At 68.6% G+C, this 19,463-nt stretch carries 19 protein-coding genes; 8 read left to right on the forward strand and 11 right to left on the reverse strand.

The genetic code is table 11. The features are described 5' to 3' along the window. Positions 1-40 precede the first annotated feature (40 nt). A complete protein-coding gene (locus NM962_17415; GenBank protein ID UVO11700.1) occupies positions 41-571 on the reverse strand; it encodes a pullulanase in 531 nt (176 codons plus the stop codon). Between the two features lie 25 nt (positions 572-596). After that, on the reverse strand, positions 597-2,051 hold the full coding sequence (locus NM962_17420) for a CCA tRNA nucleotidyltransferase (GenBank protein UVO11701.1): 1,455 nt from the start codon (positions 2,049-2,051) through the stop codon (positions 597-599). A 206-nt stretch (positions 2,052-2,257) separates the two neighbouring features. Here NM962_17420 and NM962_17425 point away from each other — a divergent pair, with 206 nt between their 5' ends. The 8 genes from NM962_17425 to NM962_17460 all read left to right on the forward strand — a co-directional run bounded on the left by NM962_17425 (position 2,258) and on the right by NM962_17460 (position 12,821). After that, complete coding sequence (locus tag NM962_17425; GenBank protein ID UVO11702.1) at positions 2,258-3,022, forward strand: NUDIX hydrolase; 765 nt, start codon at positions 2,258-2,260, stop codon at positions 3,020-3,022. 77 nt (positions 3,023-3,099) lie between these two features. Continuing rightward, positions 3,100-5,376 (forward strand): hypothetical protein, encoded by a 2,277-nt coding sequence (locus NM962_17430; protein UVO14802.1) that lies wholly within the window; start codon positions 3,100-3,102, stop codon positions 5,374-5,376. Continuing rightward, positions 5,373-8,753, forward strand: coding sequence for a murein biosynthesis integral membrane protein MurJ (gene murJ, locus NM962_17435; protein ID UVO11703.1), 3,381 nt, complete (start codon positions 5,373-5,375; stop codon positions 8,751-8,753). The genes NM962_17430 and murJ overlap by 4 nt, the downstream gene beginning before the upstream one ends. An 80-nt stretch (positions 8,754-8,833) precedes the next feature. Further along, the gene (gene sigM, locus NM962_17440; GenBank protein ID UVO11704.1) at positions 8,834-9,406 is read left to right on the forward strand and encodes an RNA polymerase sigma factor SigM; all 573 of its coding nucleotides are present in this window, start codon (positions 8,834-8,836) and stop codon (positions 9,404-9,406) included. A gap of 78 nt (positions 9,407-9,484) precedes the next feature. Further along, positions 9,485-9,994 (forward strand): hypothetical protein, encoded by a 510-nt coding sequence (locus NM962_17445; GenBank protein ID UVO11705.1) that lies wholly within the window; start codon positions 9,485-9,487, stop codon positions 9,992-9,994. A 96-nt stretch (positions 9,995-10,090) separates the two neighbouring features. Next, positions 10,091-11,092: a thioredoxin-disulfide reductase gene (trxB, locus tag NM962_17450; GenBank protein ID UVO11706.1), complete on the forward strand. Its 1,002-nt coding sequence runs from the start codon at positions 10,091-10,093 to the stop codon at positions 11,090-11,092. Then, a complete protein-coding gene (gene trxA, locus NM962_17455; protein UVO11707.1) occupies positions 11,089-11,433 on the forward strand; it encodes a thioredoxin in 345 nt (114 codons plus the stop codon). The genes trxB and trxA overlap by 4 nt, the downstream gene beginning before the upstream one ends. A 167-nt stretch (positions 11,434-11,600) precedes the next feature. Further along, positions 11,601-12,821, forward strand: coding sequence for an N-acetylmuramoyl-L-alanine amidase (locus NM962_17460; protein ID UVO11708.1), 1,221 nt, complete (start codon positions 11,601-11,603; stop codon positions 12,819-12,821). A 68-nt stretch (positions 12,822-12,889) separates the two neighbouring features. Here NM962_17460 and NM962_17465 read toward each other — a convergent pair whose 3' ends face one another. From NM962_17465 to rpmH, 9 genes are all read right to left on the reverse strand, one after another. Beyond that, positions 12,890-13,639, reverse strand: coding sequence for an acetyltransferase (locus NM962_17465; GenBank protein UVO11709.1), 750 nt, complete (start codon positions 13,637-13,639; stop codon positions 12,890-12,892). A gap of 223 nt (positions 13,640-13,862) precedes the next feature. Then, positions 13,863-14,861 (reverse strand): ParB/RepB/Spo0J family partition protein, encoded by a 999-nt coding sequence (locus NM962_17470; protein UVO11710.1) that lies wholly within the window; start codon positions 14,859-14,861, stop codon positions 13,863-13,865. A 43-nt stretch (positions 14,862-14,904) separates the two neighbouring features. Beyond that, the gene (locus NM962_17475; protein UVO11711.1) at positions 14,905-15,900 is read right to left on the reverse strand and encodes a ParA family protein; all 996 of its coding nucleotides are present in this window, start codon (positions 15,898-15,900) and stop codon (positions 14,905-14,907) included. A 2-nt stretch (positions 15,901-15,902) separates the two neighbouring features. After that, a complete protein-coding gene (gene rsmG, locus NM962_17480) occupies positions 15,903-16,631 on the reverse strand; it encodes a 16S rRNA (guanine(527)-N(7))-methyltransferase RsmG (protein UVO11712.1) in 729 nt (242 codons plus the stop codon). 70 nt (positions 16,632-16,701) lie between these two features. Continuing rightward, entirely contained in the window at positions 16,702-17,259 is a 558-nt protein-coding gene (locus NM962_17485) for a single-stranded DNA-binding protein (GenBank protein UVO11713.1), read from the reverse strand. A gap of 54 nt (positions 17,260-17,313) precedes the next feature. After that, positions 17,314-18,354: a membrane protein insertase YidC gene (gene yidC, locus NM962_17490; protein UVO14803.1), complete on the reverse strand. Its 1,041-nt coding sequence runs from the start codon at positions 18,352-18,354 to the stop codon at positions 17,314-17,316. Positions 18,355-18,397: 43 nt separating this feature from the next. Next, positions 18,398-18,715 carry a membrane protein insertion efficiency factor YidD gene (gene yidD / locus NM962_17495; GenBank protein ID UVO11714.1) on the reverse strand — a complete coding sequence of 106 codons (318 nt, stop codon included), beginning with the start codon at positions 18,713-18,715 and terminating at the stop codon, positions 18,398-18,400. After that, positions 18,712-19,110, reverse strand: a complete 399-nt coding sequence (rnpA, locus tag NM962_17500; GenBank protein UVO11715.1) for a ribonuclease P protein component — start codon at positions 19,108-19,110, stop codon at positions 18,712-18,714. The genes yidD and rnpA overlap by 4 nt, the downstream gene beginning before the upstream one ends. Before the next feature lie 17 nt (positions 19,111-19,127). Beyond that, on the reverse strand, positions 19,128-19,271 hold the full coding sequence (rpmH, locus tag NM962_17505) for a 50S ribosomal protein L34 (protein UVO11716.1): 144 nt from the start codon (positions 19,269-19,271) through the stop codon (positions 19,128-19,130). Positions 19,272-19,463 lie beyond the last annotated feature (192 nt).

Here is a 19,463-nt window from a genome sequence, read left to right on the forward strand (position 1 = left end):
GGATTGGCCATTCGCCGAAACCCCCTACAGGTCCGGCAGTTCACAGCACGGTGGCGCCATCGGCGGCACCGTCACCATCGGCGTCGGTGAGCTTGACGTTCCACCGTCCGTCACCGTCGGTGTCGACGTAGGCCGCGCCGTAGCGGCCCGGCTCACTGCCGATCAGCACCCGATCGGCCCGCCCGTCGCCGTCGGAGTCCAGCAGCCGGTCGTTGACCCGCCCGTCACCGTCGAAATCCACCAGCGGACCGCCGGTGTGCTCGACGTCGTCAAGCCCCAGCCAGCGCAGCCCGCCCGATCGATCTGCCGAGCCCGCCGTGGCGCCCTGTCCCCAGGTGCCGGAGCCGTCATCGATGAAGGAGGCCTCCGGGGTGCCGTCGTCGTCGACGTCCAGCAGGAGGTGGTCGGCTACCCCGTCCCCATCAAGATCCGCCAGCGCGTCGTCGCGCAGTCCGTCTCCGTCGAAATCGAGGCTGACGGCATCGGCCAATCCGTCCCCGTCAAGATCCAAGTCCGGAGTGCCGGTCCACATGGTGGCCGCACCGTCCCCGTCGCCCAGGCAGTAGTCCATACCCTGCTCAGACGCGGCACTGCGGCTATCGGTTCCCCTGTGTCTGCCACCACGACAGCAACTCGGCCGTCGCCTCCTCGCGCGTCAACGGCCCGCGCTCCAGGCGCAGCTCTTTGAGATAGCTCCATGCGCGGCCCACCTGCGGACCCGCCGGAATGTCGAGCAGCGCCATGATCTCGTTGCCATCCAGGTCCGGCCGCACGCGCTGGAGGTCTTCCTGCTCGGCCAAGACGGCGATGCGCTCTTCGAGCTGGTCGTAGCTGGCCTGCAGACGAGCCGCGCGCCGCTTGTTGCGGGTGGTGCAGTCCGCCCGCACCAGCTTGTGCAGCCGTGCCAGCAGGGGCCCCGCGTCGGTGACGTAGCGCCGCACCGCCGAGTCGGTCCACTTGCCGTCGCCGTAGCCGTGGAACCGCAGGTGCAGGTAGACCAGCTGGGACACGTCGTCGACCATCTGCTTGGAGTAGCGCAGCGCGCGCATCCGCTTCCGGACCATCTTCGCGCCCACCACCTCGTGGTGGTGGAAACTGACGCCACCGTCAGTTTCGTGCCGGCGGGTGGCCGGCTTGCCGATGTCGTGCAGCAACGCTGCCCAGCGCAGGACCAAATCGGGACCACCTGCGGGCCCAGGATCCTCCAGGTCTATCGCCTGACGCAGCACGGTCAGCGAATGCTGGTAGACGTCCTTGTGCTGGTGATGCTCGTCGATCGCCATCCGCATGCCGCCCACCTCGGGCAGCACCACATCACCCATCCCGGTGGCCACCATCAGATCCAGGCCGGCTACCGGGTCGGCGCCCACCAGCAGCTTGTCCAATTCGGCGGCCACGCGTTCCGCGGTGATGCGAGCGAGCTCTGGCGCCATGTCCTCGATCGCGGCACGCACCCGCGGCGCCACCGTGAAGCCGAGCTGCGAAACGAACCGGGCGGCGCGCAACATCCGAAGCGGGTCATCGCCGAAGGAAACCTGCGGTGCGGTCGGTGTGTCGAGCACACCCTCCCGCAACGCCGCCAGCCCGCCGAGCGGGTCGAGGAACTCTCCCGGCCCCGCCGCGGTGATGCGGACCGCCATCGCGTTGGCGGTGAAGTCGCGGCGTACCAGATCTTCATCGAGCGAATCCCCGAAGCGCACTTCGGGATTGCGGGACACCTGGTCGTATTTGTCGGCCCGGAAAGTGGTGATCTCCACGCGTTGCCCCACCAGCGTCGCGCCCACCGTGCCGAACTCGATACCGGTGTCCCACATCGCTTCGGTGCGACCCCGCAAAATGCGCTGCACCTGTTCGGGGCGCGCGTCGGTGGTGAAATCCAAATCCGGGCTCGGCCGGCCCAACAGTGCGTCGCGGACCGATCCGCCGACCAGGTAGATCTCCTGGCCGGCTTCGGCGAACATCGCGCCGAGGCTGCGCAGCAACTCGGCGTGCCGATTCAGCGCGACGGCCGCCGTGGTCAGCAGGTCGGCGTCTTGATGGGCTTCAGGCACGTTCGATGAGCTTAGCGGTGGTCGCGAGGACGGCGAAGCCGGGCGAAGCGGGCCGTCTCGCGGCCGAGTGTGCGGTTTCGTAGGTTTTTCGCGGGCCGCACCCACTATTCCGCACTCTCGGCGGACTCAGCACGGCGAAACCGGGCCCCGCGGGTCACCGGCGAGGGAGGCAGGTCGGCCCGAGCGTGCCAGCTACTATCGCATGGGTGTCGGCCGACGGCGGAGAAGCCAATTCGGGACGGCGCCGCAGGCGGCGTCGTGGTCGACGCACGTCTGGTCCGAAAATCAACCACGCCGAATCCCCGGCCACCGAGGCCAGCCCCAGCCCGACCGCGACTCCGAGTCGGGCGGCTCAGCGGCGGCCCCGGACCGCGCGGCACGGGCCGGATCGGTTGCGCACCGTGCACGAGACCTCCGCGGGTGGGCTGGTCGTCGACGGCATCGACGGCCCGCGCGAAGAGCAGGTCGCGGCACTGATCGGCCGAGTCGACCGACGGGGCAGGATGCTGTGGTCACTGCCCAAAGGACATATCGAAGTCGGTGAGACCGCCGAGCAGACCGCGATTCGCGAGGTCGCGGAAGAAACCGGCGTGCAAGGCAGCGTGCTGGCTGCGCTGGGCAGCATCGACTACTGGTTCGTCACCGAGGGTCGCCGGGTGCACAAGACCGTGCACCACTATCTGATGCGGTTCTCCAGTGGAGAGTTGTGCGACGACGATGTCGAGGTCGCTGAAGTGGCGTGGGTGCCGATCCGGGAGCTGCCGTCCCGCTTGGCGTACGCCGACGAGCGACGGTTGGCGCTGGTCGCCGACGAGTTGATCGACCGGTTGCAGGCCGACGGCCCGGCCGCCCTGCCGCCCCTGCCGGTGACCGCACCCTGGCGACGCCAGCAGACGCATTCCCGCGCCCGCCGTACTCGCGCAGGCGAGAACTCGCCGGACCCGAAGAACGGTCGCAGGCTGGACCCGTGACCCGCACGCGACGAAGCGGTGGGGGTCCCTCGCCGAGGCGGTTGGCGGCCCTCCCGGCGGTGGTGGCCGCCCTCCTGATGACCCTCGGCACGGCGCTCGGCGGCGCCGCCCCGCATGTCCCCGCCGGCGAACCCGATGTGGCGCCGTTCGTCCAGATCCGCATCGACCGCGTCACCCCGGAGGTCGTCACCACCTCCAGCGTCCCGCTCGTCACGGTCGCCGGCACGGTGAGCAATGTGGGCGACCGCCCGGTCCGCGATGTGATGGTGCGCCTCGAGCAGGCCGGCGCCGTCGCCTCCTCTGCCGGGCTGCGCACCAACCTCAGCGGAGCCAACGACCAGTACCGCGCGGTAGGCACGTTCAGCACGGTGGCGGCCGAGCTGCAGCGCGGTCAGGAAGCCCGCTTCACCCTGTCGGCGCCGCTGCGCTCGGCGAGCCAGCCGGCCTTGAACATCGACCACCCCGGTATCTATCCGGTGCTGGTCAACGTCAACGGCACACCCGACTACGGCGAGCCGACCCGGCTTGACGACGCCCGCTTCCTGCTCCCGGTGACCGGCCTACCCAAACCCGATCCGGACGCCGACCTGTCGGCCGGCGCCGTCCCACCCGACATCTCGCAACCGGTGCGGCTCACCATGTTCTGGCCGCTGGCCGATCGGCCCAGGCTGACCCCCGGCGCGCCCGGCGGCACCCTGCCGGTGCGGCTCACCGACGACGACCTGGCGACATCGCTGGCCCCTGGCGGACGCCTCGACGCGTTGCTGTCCGCCGCCGAATTCGCCACCAGTCCCGCGGTCGACGCCAACGGAGTGGTCAACCAAGCTCTGTGCCTGGCTGTCGACCCCGACCTGGCGGTCACCGTCAACGCGATGACCAACGGCTACGTCGTCGCCGACTCCCCCGAAAGTGCTACCTCGCATCCGGGCACCGGCCGCGATGCAGCCCGGACCTGGCTGGAACGGCTGCGGCGGTTGGCACACCACACCTGCGTCACGGCGACCCCCTACGCGCAGACCGACCTGGACGCACTCGCGCGGGTGGGCGACGGGCGCCTCGACGAGATCGCGCTGCACAAACCCGCCGACATCGTCGACCGCATCCTCGAGGTGAGCTCGACCCGTGGTGTGGTCCTGCTCGGCGATGGCCGGCTCACGACCGGCGCCGCGGACCTGATCAGTGCCCAGGGCGGCGCGGTGGTGATCACCGCCGGCGACTGCGCGGCGCAAGACTCGGCGTCCGGCGCCTCGGCCACCGCCGACGTCACCCCGCGGCGGGTGTCCCCACAGCTGGTGTCCGTGCCGTATGACCCCGCCGTCGGCGCCGCACTGGCGGCGATGGGCACCGATCCGGTCGCGCCCAGCTACCAGGACACCTCGTTAGCCGTCCGGCTTCGTCACGACTCGGCGCTGGCCCGTCGCCAGGACGCCCTGGGCTCCATGTTGTGGCGCGGACTGGAGTCCCCGGAGAGCCCCGGTGCGCCACGCGACGAGATTCTGATGCCGCCGGCGTACTGGAAGCCCCGCGCCGACGACGCTCAGGCCGTGCTGACCACCCTGGCCACCGCGCTGCGCTCCGGGCTGGCCGTGGCCCGGCCACTGACCGCGGTGATCGCCGAAGCGCGCAACGTGACAACCCTCCCGGAGCATCCACTGCCGACCCAACAGCCGGCGGGCGGTTTCGGCCCGGAGATCATCGGCGCGGTGGCCAACGACATCGGCCGGTTGTCGGGCTTGACCTCGGCGTTGACCACCGACGCCCGCACCGGCCTGACCGGTGACCAATACACCGCGCCGCTCGCCGAAGGGATGCTGCGCGCACTGACCCAGTCCGAGCCGGTCGATGTCCGCAACGGCCTGGCGGCGCAGCGGCTGGCGATCATCGGCAACACCGTCACCGATCTGATCGGCGCGGTCACCATCGTCAACCCCGCCGACTCCTACACGCTGGCCACCGAGCACAGCCCGCTGCCGCTGGCGCTGCGCAACGATCTGGCGGTACCGATCCGGGTGCGGCTGCACGTCGACGCGCCACCCGGCATGACGGTGACCGATGTCGGGGAGTTGGAGTTGCCGCCGGGGTATCTGCCGTTGCGGGTTCCGGTCGAGGTACGCGTCAACCAGCACTTCGTCGTCGACGCTGCCCTGCAGACCCCTGACGGTCTGCCGCTGGGTGAGTCCGTCCGATTGTCGGTGCATTCCAACGCCTACGGCATGGTGCTGTTCTTGATCACCATGACTGCAGCGGCGGCACTGACGGTGCTCACCGGGCGCCGACTCTGGCATCGCTTCCGCGGCCAGCCCGACCGGGCCGACCTGCCCGCACCCCCAACCAGCTCAGGCGGAGACCGGTGAGCACGCCGGCCCAGCAACCCGCACGCCCCGAGCTGTCCGACGCCGCCGTGGTGTCGCGCTCCTGGGGGATGGCTTTGGCGACTCTGGTCAGCCGCATCACCGGTTTCATCCGGGTGGTGCTGTTGGCGGCGATCCTGGGGGCCGCACTGTCGAGCGCCTTCTCGGTGGCCAACCAGTTGCCGAACCAGATCGCCGCCCTGGTGCTGGAGGCGACGTTCACCGCGATCTTCGTGCCGGTGCTGGCCCGAGCTGAACGTGACGACGCCGACGGCGGTGCCGCGTTCGTACGTCGGCTGGTCACGCTGGCCACCGCCCTGCTGCTGGCCACCACCGTCATCTCGGTGGCGGCGGCGCCGATGCTGGTGCGGTTGATGCTGGGCGGCGACCCTCAGGTCAACAAACCGCTGACCATCGCATTCGCCTATCTGCTGCTGCCCCAGGTGATCTGCTACGGGCTGTCCTCGGTGTTCATGGCGATCCTGAACACCCGCAACATCTTCGGGGCGCCCGCCTGGGCGCCGGTGGTCAACAACGTCGTGGCGATCGCCACCCTGGTGGCCTACCTGCTGGTGCCGGGGGAACTGTCGGTCGACCCGGTGCGGATGGGCAACGCCAAGCTACTGGTACTTGGCCTAGGCACCACGGCCGGCGTCGTCGCCCAGACCGCCGTTCTGCTGGTGGCGATCCGGCGGGAGCGGATCAGTCTGCGCCCGCTGTGGGGTATCGACGACCGGCTCAAGCGTTTCGGCACGATGGCCTCGGCGATGGTGCTCTACGTCTTGATCAGCCAGGTCGGCCTGGTGGTGACCAATCAGATCGCCAGCACCGCCGCCGCGTCCGGCCCGGCGATCTACTACTACGCCTGGCTGTTACTGCAGCTGCCGTTCGGGATGATCGGCGTGACGGTGCTGACCGTGGTGATGCCGCGGCTGAGCCGCAACGCCGCCGCCGGCGACGACCCCGCGGTGCTGGCCGATCTGTCCCTGGCCACCCGGCTGATGATGATCACCCTGATTCCGATCGTGGCGCTGATGACCGTCGGCGGCCCGGCGATCGGCAGCGCACTGTTCGCCTACGGCAACTTCGGCAACGTCGACGCGGGATTCCTCGGCGCTGCGGTGGCGATGTCGGCCTTCACGTTGATCCCCTACGCCATGGTGCTGCTGCAGCTGCGGGTGTTCTACGCCCGGGAGCAGCCGTGGACGCCCATCGCCATCATCGTGGTGATCACCGCGGTGAAGATCCTCGCGTCGGTGGCAGCCCCGCACCTGACCGACAATCCCGATCTGGTGGCTGCCTACCTCGGCCTGGCCAACGGCCTGGGCTTTCTCGCGGGCGCGATCGTCGGGCACGTGCTGCTGCGGCGCTCGCTGCGTCCGGTGAGCGGGCATGTGCTGGGGCCGGACGTGATCCGCACCGTGCTGGTGACGTTGACGGCGTCGCTGCTGGCCGGACTGGTCGCCGAGGTGCTGGATCGAGTGCTGGGCCTGCGGATGCTGACCGACCACGGCGCGGCCGGATCGATGCTGCGCCTGCTGGTCATGATGCTGGTGATGTTGCCCATCATCGGGGCGGTCATGGTGCGCGCCGAGGTGCCCGAGGCGGTCGCCGCCATGGCCGCGGTGCGCCGAAGAATCGGTGCCGGCGGAGCCCCGATCGGCATGCCCAACCCGCCATCTCCCGACACGAGCGTCCCGTACGCTGAGCACAACTGTTTGCCCACAGCCGGCGGGAACGTCCCGAACGATCCCGCCGCGCACACGCCGCCGGAACACATCTCCGGTGGCCGGACACCGAAAGGCGCGGAGGTGGCCGACATTCCTTCCGAGGGCGCCGGGTCTCGGGCCGCGTCGCGGACCGTTGCTCCGCAGCAGTCTCAGCGGGCCGCCGAGGCCCCCGAGTCAGCCGGCAACGACAGCTTGCTGACGCCGGGCCTGAGCATCGCCGGCGGCCGCTACCGGCTGCTGGTACGCCACGGCGGCACCCCGGTGCTGCAGTTCTGGCAGGCACTGGACACGGCGCTGGATCGACAGGTCGCGCTGACGTTCGTCGACCCGAATCAGACGATGGCCGATGACCAGCTCACCGGCGTGCTGTCGCGCACCCAGCGGCTCAGCCAGATCAACCTACCCGGCATCGCCCGGGTGCTGGACGTGGTACGCGTCGGCGCGGGCGGGCTCGTGGTCTCCGAATGGGTGCGCGGCGCCTCGCTGCAGGAGGTGGCCGGCACCTCGCCGTCACCGATCGGTGCCGCCCGCGCGATCCGGTCGTTGGCCACCGCGGCCGAATCCGCTCACCAGAATGGCGTGGCCCTGTCGATCGACCACCCGGCCCGGGTCCGGGTCAGCATCGACGGCGACGTCACGCTGGCCTTCCCCGCCACGCTGCCGGACACCAAGCCCGAGGACGACATCCGCGGAATCGGCGCCACCCTGTACGCGCTGCTGGTCAACCGGTGGCCGTTGGCCGATGCCGGGGCCGACGTGGGACTGGAGCCCGCCGACCGCGACGAGGCCGGCAACCCGGTCAAACCCGACGCGATCAACCCGGACATCCCGTTCCAGATCGCCGCGGCAGCCAGCCATGCGATCCAGCCCGACGGTGGGATCCGCGGCGCGTCGACGCTGTCGAACCTGCTGCAGCAGGCCACCGCCCTGCACGAGCAGACCGAGCTGTTGGGCACCGTCGGCGACGAGGCGCCCGCACCCCGTCCGGCACCGGCGCCGCCAGACGACGAGACGCGGGCCGAGCGGCGCCGCCGGGTGCTGATCGGCCTGAGCATCGGCGGGGCCGTCATCCTGGTCGCGCTGCTGGTGCTGGCCTCGGTGCTCAACCGGATCTTCGGCGACGTCAACGGGTTGGACAAGACCGAACTGGGCTTGAGCAGTCCGTCGGCGTCGTCGCAGACGGGCACCTCCGGGCCCAGCGGCATCGTGAAGCCGGTGCAGGTGACGGTCTTCTCCCCCGGCGGTGAGGCGGACCGGCCCCAGGACGCCGGTCTGGCAATCGACGGCAATCCGGCCACCGCTTGGTCGACGGACACTTACTCCGACCCGGTGCCCTTCCCGAACTTCAAGAACGGCGTCGGGCTGATGCTGCAACTGCCCAAGCCCACCGTGATCGGCACTGTCACGCTCAACGTGTCCAGCACCGGCACCCGAGTGGAGCTGCGCTCCTCTTCGACACCGAAGCCATCACGGCTCGAGGACACCACCCTGTTGGCCCCGGCGAAGGCGCTCCAGCCCGGTTCCAACAAGATCACCGCCGATTCGGCGTCTCCGACCTCGAACCTGCTGGTGTGGATCTCCACGATGGGCAACACGGGTGGCGAGAGCCGCACCCAGATCTCCGAGATCACCGTGCAGGGAGCGTCCTAGTCGATCGTTGGCACCGCCAACCTGTGCACAGCTCGTTTGGGTGAAGTGCCCACGGGGTCACCGCTGGTTACTGTCCGCCCATGGCGCACCCGGACCGCAGCGACGCCGAGCTGTTGGCCGCGCATGTCGCCGGTGACCGCTACGCCTTCGGCGAGCTCTATGGCCGCCACCACCGCCAGCTGCGCCGGTTGGCCCGGCTCACCACCGGGTGTCCGGAAGACGCCGAGGATGCGCTGCAGGAGGCGATGTTGTCGGCACACCGGGCGGCAGGATCGTTTCGCTACAACGCCGCCGTCGGTAGCTGGCTGCACCGGATCGTGATCAACGCCTGCCTGGATCGCTTGCGCCGCAACAAGATCTCTTACACCGAACTGCTCGTCACGCACGCCATTGCCGGTGACCACACCGCCGCGGTAGAGACGGCGCTGGAAGTGCGCGCAGCGTTGTCCCGATTGCCCACCGACCAGCGGGCGGCAGTGGTCGCCGTCGATATGCAGGGCTATTCGGTCGCTGATGCCGCCCACGCCTTCGGCGTGGCACCGGGCACTGTCAAGAGTCGCTGCGCCCGCGGTCGCGCGCGGCTGGCCGTCCTGCTCGGACGAACCCATCACCCCGGGCCCGGCGCTGCGGTCCGGCCGGCGGTGGCCGGATAGCCTTGGCGCCGAAGGGCGGGTTACCAGGTCGGATCGACGACTACGCGTGACGACACCAGAGCGAGCGGAAGCGGCAGCATGCCAATCGATGAGAACGACGAACAGTCCCGGACCCGCACCGGGCCGCCGGCGCACTCGAGCCGGCCCCTGCCCCCGTTGCGCCGGATCGCCGCCTGGGCCGGAGGCGCCGCAGCACTGATAGCGATCGGGGTCGGCACCGCCGCGCTGATCCGGTTCCCCGGCGACACCCCCAGCGGCCCGCGCTCCCTGGACGCCATAACGGTGGCCTCCGCGCCCACGGCGGTGTTGCCGCTGTCCGAGCCGGAGATCCTCGAGCTCTTGGACCGTCGCCCCGATTTCGGCCCGCTGACCGACCCAGCACGCCGGACCGGCTGCCTGGCCGGACTCGGTTACCCCGCCTCGACACACGTGCTGGGGGCCCGCGAGGTCACCGTCAACGGTCACCCCGGCGTGGTGCTGCTGTTGCCGGGCACACCAGAGGGCACGATCATCGCTTTGGCGGTGGCTCCGCACTGCAGTTCCGCGGACACCGGACTGCTGGCCGACACCACCGTCCGGCGCCCCTAGACGCCGGCAGGACCCGGCAGTAGCGAACTGGGGAACATCGCCGCCTACGCTGACGTTGCTAGCCCCAGTAATCAGATCCCCGCGGAAAGGCCCTCGATGTCTGAGACACCATCCACCCACGATGTGATCATCATCGGCTCCGGCCCGGCCGGGTATACCGCCGCGATCTACGCCGCCCGGGCACAACTGGCCCCGCTGGTCTTCGAGGGAACCGCCTTCGGTGGTGCGCTGATGACCACCACCGAGGTGGAGAACTTCCCCGGCTTCCGCAACGGCATCATGGGCCCGGAGCTGATGGACGAGATGCGCGAGCAGGCGCTGCGCTTCGGCGCTGACCTGCGCATGGAGGACATCGAATCGGTGGATCTGGATGGGCCGGTCAAGACCGTCGTCACCGCCGACGGCGAGACGCACCAGGCCCGCGCGGTCATCTTGGCCATGGGCGCTGCCGCCCGCTACCTGAACATCCCCGGTGAGCAGGAACTGCTCGGCCGCGGGGTGAGCTCGTGTGCCACCTGCGACGGGTTCTTCTTCCGCGACCAGGACATCGCCGTGATCGGCGGCGGCGACTCCGCGATGGAAGAGGCCACCTTCTTGACCCGCTTCGCCCGCAGCGTGACGCTGGTGCACCGCCGCGAGGAGTTCCGCGCCTCGAAGATCATGCTCAACCGGGCCCGCGAGAACGACAAGATCCGTTTCCTCACCAACAGCGTCCCGGTGGCCGTGGAGGGTGAGGCGACCGTGACCGGCCTGCGGGTGCGCGACACCGAGACCGGCGCGGAAACCACCCTGCCGGTGACCGGCGTGTTCGTCGCGATCGGCCACGACCCCCGCTCGGCACTGGTGCGTGGCGCCGTCGACCTGGACCCCGACGGCTACGTGCTGGTCCAGCAGCCGGGTTCACGCACCTCCTTGGAGGGGGTGTTCGCGGCCGGCGACCTGGTGGACCGCACCTACCGGCAGGCGATCACCGCGGCCGGTACCGGCTGCGCGGCCGCCATCGACGCCGAACGCTGGCTGGCAGAATCCGAAGACGCGGCCGATACAGCCGAAGCCCACGACAGCGGTACCGAAACCTTGATGGGAGCACCACAGTGACCGACAACCGCACGAACGACCACGCCACGGTGAACGTCTCCGACGCCACCTTCGCCGCCGACGTACTGGCCAGCAGCAAGCCCGTGCTGGTGGACTTCTGGGCGACCTGGTGCGGCCCCTGCAAGATGGTGGCCCCGGTCCTGGAGGAGATCGCCGCCGAGCAGGCTGACCAGCTCACCGTCGCCAAGCTCGACGTGGACGCCAACCCGGACACCGCGCGGGACTTCAACGTGGTCTCGATCCCCACCTTGATCCTGTTCAAGGACGGTCAGCCGGTGAAGCGGATCGTGGGAGCCAAGGGCAAAGCCGCGCTGTTGCGAGAGCTCGCCGACGCGACCTAGCGGTGCCGGGCACTGTCCGGTGCGCTTGTGAGCCTCGGCTCTCAGGTGCCGTTTGTTGCCTTGCCGTTTTCGAAAATTGGCCGGGGATCTGAGACAATTCTGGCTAATCTGCTGGCAACCACCAGCACGGTTCCACTGCCAACAGCGACAACCGGAGGGGCTCAGTAATGTCGGGTCGGCATCGCGGCACCGAGCAGGGCCTGCGTCGTGGCGACCGCAGCGGTGCCGTGGTGGAGATCCGAGCAGCGCTGGCAGCGCTGGGGCTGGTGGACAGCCCCGACGCGGATCTGAGCACCGGCAAACACGTCGCCCTGGACGTTTTCGACGAAGCCCTGGATCAAGCGGTGCGGGCCTTTCAGCAGCAACGTGGCCTGCTCGTCGACGGCGTGATCGGCGAGGCCACCTACCGTGCGCTCAAGGAGGCGTCCTACCGACTGGGCGCCCGCATTCTCAACCACCAGTTCGGGGCACCGATGTACGGCGACGATGTCGCCACCCTGCAGGCGCGCCTGCAGGATCTGGGCTTCTACACCGGTCTGGTCGACGGCTATTTCGGCATCCAGACGCACAACGCGTTGATGTCCTATCAGCGCGAGTACGGTTTGTACGCCGACGGTATCTGCGGGCCGGAAACGTTGCGCTCCTTGAACTTCCTGGCCTCACGGGTCACCGGCGGTTCGCCGCACGCGATCCGCGAGGAGGAACTGGTGCGGCGGTCCGGACCCCGGCTGTCCGGCAAGCGTATCGTCATCGACCCGGGCCGTGGGGGTCGTGACCACGGGCTGATCATCCAGACTCCGTCGGGACCGATCAGTGAAGCAGATATCTTGTGGGACTTGGCAAGTCGTTTGGAAGGCCGGATGACGGCCATCGGGATGGACACCTTCCTGTCCCGTCCCAGCGGCCGCAACCCGTCGGACGCCGAACGCGCCGCGACCGCCAACGCGGTGGGCGCCGACCTGATGATCAGCCTGCGCTGCGCCACCCACGTCAGCCCGGCGGCCAATGGTGTGGCGTCCTTCCACTTCGGCAACTCGCATGGCTCGGTGTCCACCATCGGCCGCAACCTCGCCGACTTCATTCAGCGAGAGATCGTGGCCCGCACCGGATTACAGGACTGCCGGGCCCACGGCCGGACCTGGGACCTGCTGCGCCTGACCCGCATGCCCACCGTCGAAGTCGACGTCGGGTACATCACCAGCCCGCGTGATCGCGGGATGCTTGCTTCTCCCGCTAATCGTGACGCCATCGCCGAAGGAATGCTCGCCGCGGTCAAACGGCTCTATCTGCTCGGCAAAAACGACCGGCCCACAGGAACCTTCACCTTCGCCGAATTGCTGGCCCACGAGCTGTCGGTCGAGCGGACCGGCCAGCTCGGCGGTTCCTGACCCCCGGCGGTTCAGCGAGGCACGACGCAGGAGAGCCGAAGCTGGGACCGCCGCACGAACACCGCGGTTCAGCGAGGCTCCGTCGCCGAACCGGACGCCGCGGGGGCGCCCACCCCGATCGGTTGCTCCAACCGCGAGCTTTCCAGCAGGCGCTCCAGCGCAGCCTCCACCTCCGCCTTCCACCCCAGGCCCTTGTCGAGTTCCAGGCGCAGCCGCGGGAAGTACCGATGCGGCGCCACCACGGTGAACCCGACGTCGGTCAAGAAGTCTGCCGCGATGATGCAGTGCTCGACCGAGCAGTCACCGACCGCCTCCAACACCGGTGCGACATCGGGCGGGGCGGTGCCCATATCGAGTAGTTCGGAGACTGCCGCCGTGCGGCCGAAGGCCTCGAGTGCGCGGACGCCGCGCCGCATCAACTCCTCGACTACCCGGGAGATCAGTTCCCGTGGCAGACCGTCGGCCATCGGAGCCGGATCGACGCCGATCGAAGTCAGCAGCACAGCGTCGGCCGAGACCGGCCCGGTGGGAAACCGGTGTGCCCGCGGCACGGCGCGCGGTGGTGCGTAGAGCACGTAGCCGAGGCACTGCGGATCCCCGACTGCTCGCGCGGCGGCCGACGGTGTGGCGACCTGGCCGCAGGTCCCCCACTCCAGCATCACCATCGACAGCCAGGCTTCCTTCTCGAACTCCGGGTCCGAGAGGTGATCGTCGCGACCGAGGGTGGCTGGATCGACTTCCCAGAAGACACAGCGGCGCGCGTGCTTGGGAAGCTGCTCGAAGCCCTCGAGCTTCAGGGGTGCGATTCGGACAGACACTGGACTCCCGGTCTCAACCCGTGCTGCCGCCGACGACGGCCCCTTAAGAATAGGAGTGTCGAGCCGCCGGATGCCACCCGCGGCACCATTCGGTGGGTCGACCCCTCCAAAAAATGAAAGCTGCTGTTAATCAACATGTTTCAGTACCCTCGCCGGACCGGCGCCACCATACCGTCACAGTGACGTAACGGCCATGTGGCCCTGGACCTGGGCGAACAACGCCTCAGGAGGTTGTCGAGTCCATCATCGCGACAATGCGTTGCAAATCGTCGACGGAGCCGAACTCGACCACGATCTTGCCCTTGCGCTTGCCGAGGCTGACCGTCACGCGGGTATCGAAAGTGGTCGACAACCGCTCGGCGACGTCCTGCAGACCGGGCATCTGGATCGGCTTGCGCCGCGGCGCGACCGGTGTTGGGGTGCCCCCTCGGTTGGCCAGGGTGACGGCTTCCTCGGTGGCACGCACCGACAGCCCCTCCGCCACGATCCGCGCGGCAAGTTCCTCCTGGGCCTCAGATCCGGCCTCCAGCGACAGCAGGGCGCGGGCGTGGCCGGCCGACAACACGCCGGCGGCAACCCTGCGCTGCACGGCAATCGGCAGGCGCAGCAGCCGGATCATGTTGGTCACCAACGGGCGAGAGCGACCGATCCGCGTGGCCAGTTCGTCGTGGGTCACCCCAAACTCGTCAAGCAATTGCTGGTAGGCGGCCGCCTCTTCCAATGGGTTCAGCTGTACCCGGTGGATGTTCTCCAGCAGCGCATCGCGCAGCAGGTTGTCGTCCTCGGTCTCCCGAACGATCGCTGGGATGGTCTCCAGACCGGCTTGCTGGGAAGCCCGCCAACGCCGCTCCCCCATGACCAACTGGTATCGCGAGGAGCCAGGCACGGCCCGCACCACGATGGGCTGCATGAGCCCGAATTCCCGGATCGAATGCACCAGCTCGGCCAGCGCCTCGTCGTCGAAAACCTGCCGGGGCTGGCGCGGATTCGGGTCGATGTCGGCCGGCCGGATCTCCCGGTACACCGCGCCCACGTCGGGGGTGGCCGCCGGGGCGGAGGCACCCAGTCCGCCGAGAACGACATCGGCGGCAGCATCGCCCATACGCGGGCCCAGGCCGGCGCCGCGGTCGCCCTGACCCTCGTTCCCCTCACCGGGTCCGGTCGGGATCAGCGACGCCAAGCCGCGGCCCAAGCCGCCCTTTTTACGCGACGGTCCGGTCATCTGTGGCGCTCCTGTTCTTCTCCGGGTCGTCGTACGCCGGCGGTCACTGCTGTCCCCCGCCGTCGGCCAGGTCCCGCTCGACAAGCTCCCGGCTGGCATCCAGGTAGCTCATCGCCCCACGCGAGCCCGGGTCGTAGTCGATGATCGTCATGCTGTAGCCCGGCGCTTCGGACACCTTGACGCTGCGCGGAATCACCGTGCGCAGCACCCGGTCGCCGAAGTAGCGCCGGACCTCATCGGCGACTTGGTCCGCCAGTTTGGTGCGCCCGTCATACATCGTCAGCAACACGGTGGTGACATCCAACCGCGGGTTGAGATGCGCCTTGACCATCTCGATGTTGCGCATCAACTGGGACACGCCCTCCAGGGCGTAGTACTCGCATTGGATCGGGATCAGCACCTCCGGCGCCGCAACCAACGCATTGACCGTCAGGAGTCCGAGTGAAGGCGGGCAGTCGATGAAGACATAGTCGAAGTCGAAGCTGTCCAAATCGGCCAGCGCATTGCGCAGCCGGTTCTCTCGCGCCACCATGCTCACCAATTCGATCTCGGCGCCGGCCAGATCGATGGTGGCGGGGATGCAGTACAGCCGCTCGTTGTGCGGGCTCTGCTGCAGGGCTTCGGTCACCGGCATCGCCCCGATCAACACTTCGTATGACGACGGGGTCCCCGATTTGCGGTCGGCGATACCCAACGCGGTGCTCGCGTTGCCCTGCGGGTCGAGATCTATCACCAGGGTCTTGATCCCCTGTACCGCGAGGGCCGCGGCGAGGTTGACCGCTGTGGTGGTTTTGCCGACCCCGCCTTTCTGATTGGCCACGGTGAACACACGCCGGCGCTTTGGACGGGGCAGTCGATTATTTGTGTGCAGCACTTGCATGGCGCGTTCGGCCGCCGCTCCGATCGGGGTGTCGACAAAGTCCGGCGATGTTTCACGTGAAACCGAGCCGGACGATGTTTCACGTGAAACAGCTTCGGCGGAGCCCGCGGGCTTCGCGGCCGGCGACGGCGTGACGCCCGGGGGGACTGCTCTACTCATGCCTACCTCCTGCTCGACCGTCGCGCCGGGCTGCCCGGCATCCGACCCCGTGCGCGCCTCGCTTCGGGGTCTCCCCGCAGTGCCAGCACTACGGTCGCGGGCGGGGTTAAATAGTTCACGCCACATCTCACCACCCTTACGTCGTTGGCGCCTAGTCTGGCCAGCGTGCCGCGGTGTTCATCAACCTCGGCCTGTGCCCGCTCCCCCTTCATCGCCAGCATCCGACCGCCCTTTCGTAGCAGCGGCAGGCTCCACCGGCCGATCTTGTCCAGGCTTGCGACGGCCCGCGACGTGACGACATCGCAGTCGCCGGCCGAATCGCGCACCGCGGGATCCTCGGCGCGGCCGCGCACCACTTCCACGCCGGCGAGGCCCAATTCCGCGACCGCCTCGTGCAAGAACTCGCTGCGCCGCAGCAGAGGTTCGACGAGGATCATCGATACGTCCGGGCGCACAATCGCCACCGGTATCCCCGGCAGGCCGGCGCCGCTTCCAATGTCTGCTACCCGCTCCCCGGGCTCCAGCAGCTCGCCGACTGCCGCGCAGTTGAGCAGGTGGCGCTCCCAGAGCCGTTCGACTTCCCGGGGGCCGATCAGTCCGCGCTCTACACCGGGTCCGGCCAACAAGGCCGCATAGCGGCGGGCGATGGAAAGGCGGTCGCCGAAGACTTCTGCCGCCTCCGGCGGCGGCTCGGGTGCCGGTGCTCCCTCGACATGTTTCACGTGAAACATTCCTCCGGCTTCCCGGGAATGGACCGCGGGCAGGGAATCACATTGCTGTGATTCCCTGCCCTGAGTCTTGTCAGTCCCGCCGTACCACTACGCGGCGCGACGGCTCGACGCCCTGGCTCTCGCTGTGCACGCCGGCGACGGCGGCCACCGCATCGTGGACGATCTTACGTTCGAACGGGCTCATCGGGGCCAGTTCCTCGTCGGCACCGCTTTCCAGCACGCGCCGGGCCACCTCGTCGCCCAGGGCGGTCAAGTCGTCGCGACGCCGGCGGCGCCAACCCGCGATGTCGAGCATCAGCCGGCTGCGCTCGCCCGTCTTCTGGTGCACCGCCAAGCGGGTCAGCTCCTGCAGTGCATCGAGCACTTCACCCTTGCGGCCGACCAGCTTGGTCAGGTCCGCACCGCCGTCGATGCTCACCACTGCGCGGCGGCCTTCGACATCGAGGTCGATATCCCCGTCAAAGTCCAGCAGGTCGAGCAACTCCTCCAAGTAGTCGCCGGCGATCTCGCCTTCGGCAACCAGTCGGTCTTCCAGGTCCACCGCGGGCGCGGCTTGGCCCTCCTGGGCCTCCCCCGTCGCCTCGCGCTCGGTGGTCCCAGCGTCGTTCATGTCGGTCGTGTCAGTCATGTCGTCTCCCTCCGTGCCCGGCGGCTCGCGCGCCGGTTGGCTTGTCGCGGTACGTCACCGCTTACGTTTCTTCGGCTTAGCCCCGGCACCCGGCCGGCCGCCACGGGCAGCTGGTCGATTCGGGCTTCGCTTGGCGGCTTCTGAGTTCCCGGAATCGCCAGCCTCCGCCTCGATCGCGCCCGACTCCTCGACAGCAGCATCGGCTTCGACGGCCGCATCGGTCGTGGCCGCCCGGCTACCCCGCTTGGGCTTAGCCCCGGGGGCCGGCGCATTGGCCGCGCGGCGCCGCAGCGCCTCCTCCTTCTTCGCCTCTTCCTCCTTGGCGATCAGACCGAACACGTAGTGCTGCTGCCCGAACGTCCAGATGTTGTTGGAGAACCAGTACAGGATGATCGCCAGCGGCAGGAAAGGCCCACCGACCACCACACCCAGCGGGAAGACGTAGAGCGCCAGCTTGTTCATCATCGCGGTCTGCGGGTTGGCCGCTGCTTCTGGGCTCTGCCGCGCTACCGAAGCCCGGCTGTTGAAGTACGTCGCGATACCGGCCGCGATCATGATCGGCACCCCAACCGCGATCACCGACAGCCGGTTGAACTCGGTGAAGGCGTCCAGTCCGGTGCGTTGGATCATGGTCGCGCCCAGCGGGGCACCGAACAGATTCGCGTCTAGGAAGTTTCCGACGTCGGCCGCACTGAAGAAGTAGTTGCCCAGCTGCCGGTTCAGATCGGGCGACAGCCCAAGCTGACCGATCCCGGTGCTGGTCCGGTTAAAGGACCGAAGCACATGGAACAGCCCCAGGAAGACCGGGACCTGCGCGAGCATCGGCAGACATCCCAGGATCGGATTGAAGCCGTGCTCACGCTGGAGCTTTTGCATCTCCAACGCCATTTTCTGGCGGTCCTTGCCGTACTTCTTCTGCAACGCCTTGATCTGCGGCTGCAGCTCCTGCATCTGCCGGGTGGTCCGGATCTGCTTGACGAACGGCTTGTACAGCAGCGCCCGCAGCGTGAACACCAGGAACACCACCGACAGCGCCCAGGTGAAGAAGCTCGCGGGTCCCAGCAGAAGGCCAAAAGCCTTGTACCACAACCACATAATGCCCGACACCGGATAGTACACGTAGTCCAGGCTGCCCGGATCAAAGGACACGGTATTCACCCTCCGCTCGATTGTCCGAGTTGTTCTCGGACGGGCAGCCGCAGTCAGCAGCCCCCTGGGTCCGTTCGGGAATCGGGTCCCATCCGCCTTGGTGCCACGGCCCGCACTTAGCCAGCCGTACCGTTGCCAACCAGCTGCCCCGAATCAACCCGTATTCAGTGAGTGCGTCAACCGCGTACTGGCTGCAGGTCGGCATGAAGCGACAGCTGGGCAGGCGCAGTGGCGAGATCAGATTCCGGTAGAGCTCGATGACGAAGATCAATCCGCGTACCGGTACTGCCGCGGCCGCGTGCATCATCGCACCGCCCTCGCGGCTCGGCGGATCGACCGCAAGCCTGTCCGCAACTGGGTGACGAGTTGTTCCGAGGTCGCACCGCTACTGCCGGGCAGTGCCCGAATCACCAGCTGCTCTCGCGGCTCCAAGTCGGCCAACACTTCGCGGGCCACGTGGCGCAATCGCCGAGCCACACGATGCCGGTCGACCGCATTACCGACCGACTTGGCGATGATCAGACCAACGCGCGGCGGAATCGCCGCCGCGTCCTCCACCGCCGACTCCTCGGACGGATCCGTCCGTCGGTCGTCTATGACTCGGTCGTACAGGATGACGTCCGGCTGCACTGCCCTTCGGCCATGCTTGACCGTTGCACCGAAGTCGGCCGATCGTCTCATCCGGTATTGAGCCGGGAGCACCGCCGAGCTGCCTGTGCTCAGGCGGTCAGCGAGCGACGGCCCTTGTTGCGCCGGGCGGTGACGATGGCACGGCCGGCACGGGTACGCATCCGCAGCCGGAACCCGTGCACGCGGGCCCGACGACGGTTGTTGGGCTGGAAGGTCCGCTTGCCCTTGGCCACGGCACACTCTCCTTATTGCATCTTGCGTCGCGTAAGCCCGACACACCGGAAGCCCGTTGTGCCTGTCGCACGCGACGCACTCGGTAAGCTCGGTGAACTTCTGCGTCTTGCTCGTAACCGGCGCGGGCTCCGGCCTTGAGGCCGGTCGCTGCCGTATCGCCAGCGTTCGGGCGACTGTTCGAGGGTACTGAT

The sequence above is a fragment of the Mycobacterium sp. SVM_VP21 genome (assembly GCA_024758765.1).
Classification (GTDB): Bacteria; Actinomycetota; Actinomycetes; order Mycobacteriales; family Mycobacteriaceae; genus Mycobacterium; species Mycobacterium heraklionense_C.

Bases quoted from the DNA above. Each gene is read 5' to 3' on its own strand.
- yidD (UVO11714.1), bottom strand. From the start codon at position 18,715: ATGATGCACGCGGCCGCGGCAGTACCGGTACGCGGATTGATCTTCGTC.
- rsmG (UVO11712.1), bottom strand. From the start codon at position 16,631: ATGTTTCACGTGAAACATGTCGAGGGAGCACCGGCACCCGAGCCGCCG.
- NM962_17475 (UVO11711.1), bottom strand. From the start codon at position 15,900: ATGAGTAGAGCAGTCCCCCCGGGCGTCACGCCGTCGCCGGCCGCGAAG.
- NM962_17430 (UVO14802.1), top strand. From the start codon at position 3,100: ATGACCCTCGGCACGGCGCTCGGCGGCGCCGCCCCGCATGTCCCCGCC.
- sigM (UVO11704.1), top strand. From the start codon at position 8,834: ATGGCGCACCCGGACCGCAGCGACGCCGAGCTGTTGGCCGCGCATGTC.
- NM962_17460 (UVO11708.1), top strand. From the start codon at position 11,601: ATGTCGGGTCGGCATCGCGGCACCGAGCAGGGCCTGCGTCGTGGCGAC.
- yidC (UVO14803.1), bottom strand. From the start codon at position 18,354: ATGTGGTTGTGGTACAAGGCTTTTGGCCTTCTGCTGGGACCCGCGAGC.
- trxB (UVO11706.1), top strand. From the start codon at position 10,091: ATGTCTGAGACACCATCCACCCACGATGTGATCATCATCGGCTCCGGC.
- NM962_17415 (UVO11700.1), bottom strand. From the start codon at position 571: ATGGACTACTGCCTGGGCGACGGGGACGGTGCGGCCACCATGTGGACC.
- NM962_17445 (UVO11705.1), top strand. From the start codon at position 9,485: ATGCCAATCGATGAGAACGACGAACAGTCCCGGACCCGCACCGGGCCG.
- NM962_17470 (UVO11710.1), bottom strand. From the start codon at position 14,861: ATGACCGGACCGTCGCGTAAAAAGGGCGGCTTGGGCCGCGGCTTGGCG.
- NM962_17485 (UVO11713.1), bottom strand. From the start codon at position 17,259: ATGACTGACACGACCGACATGAACGACGCTGGGACCACCGAGCGCGAG.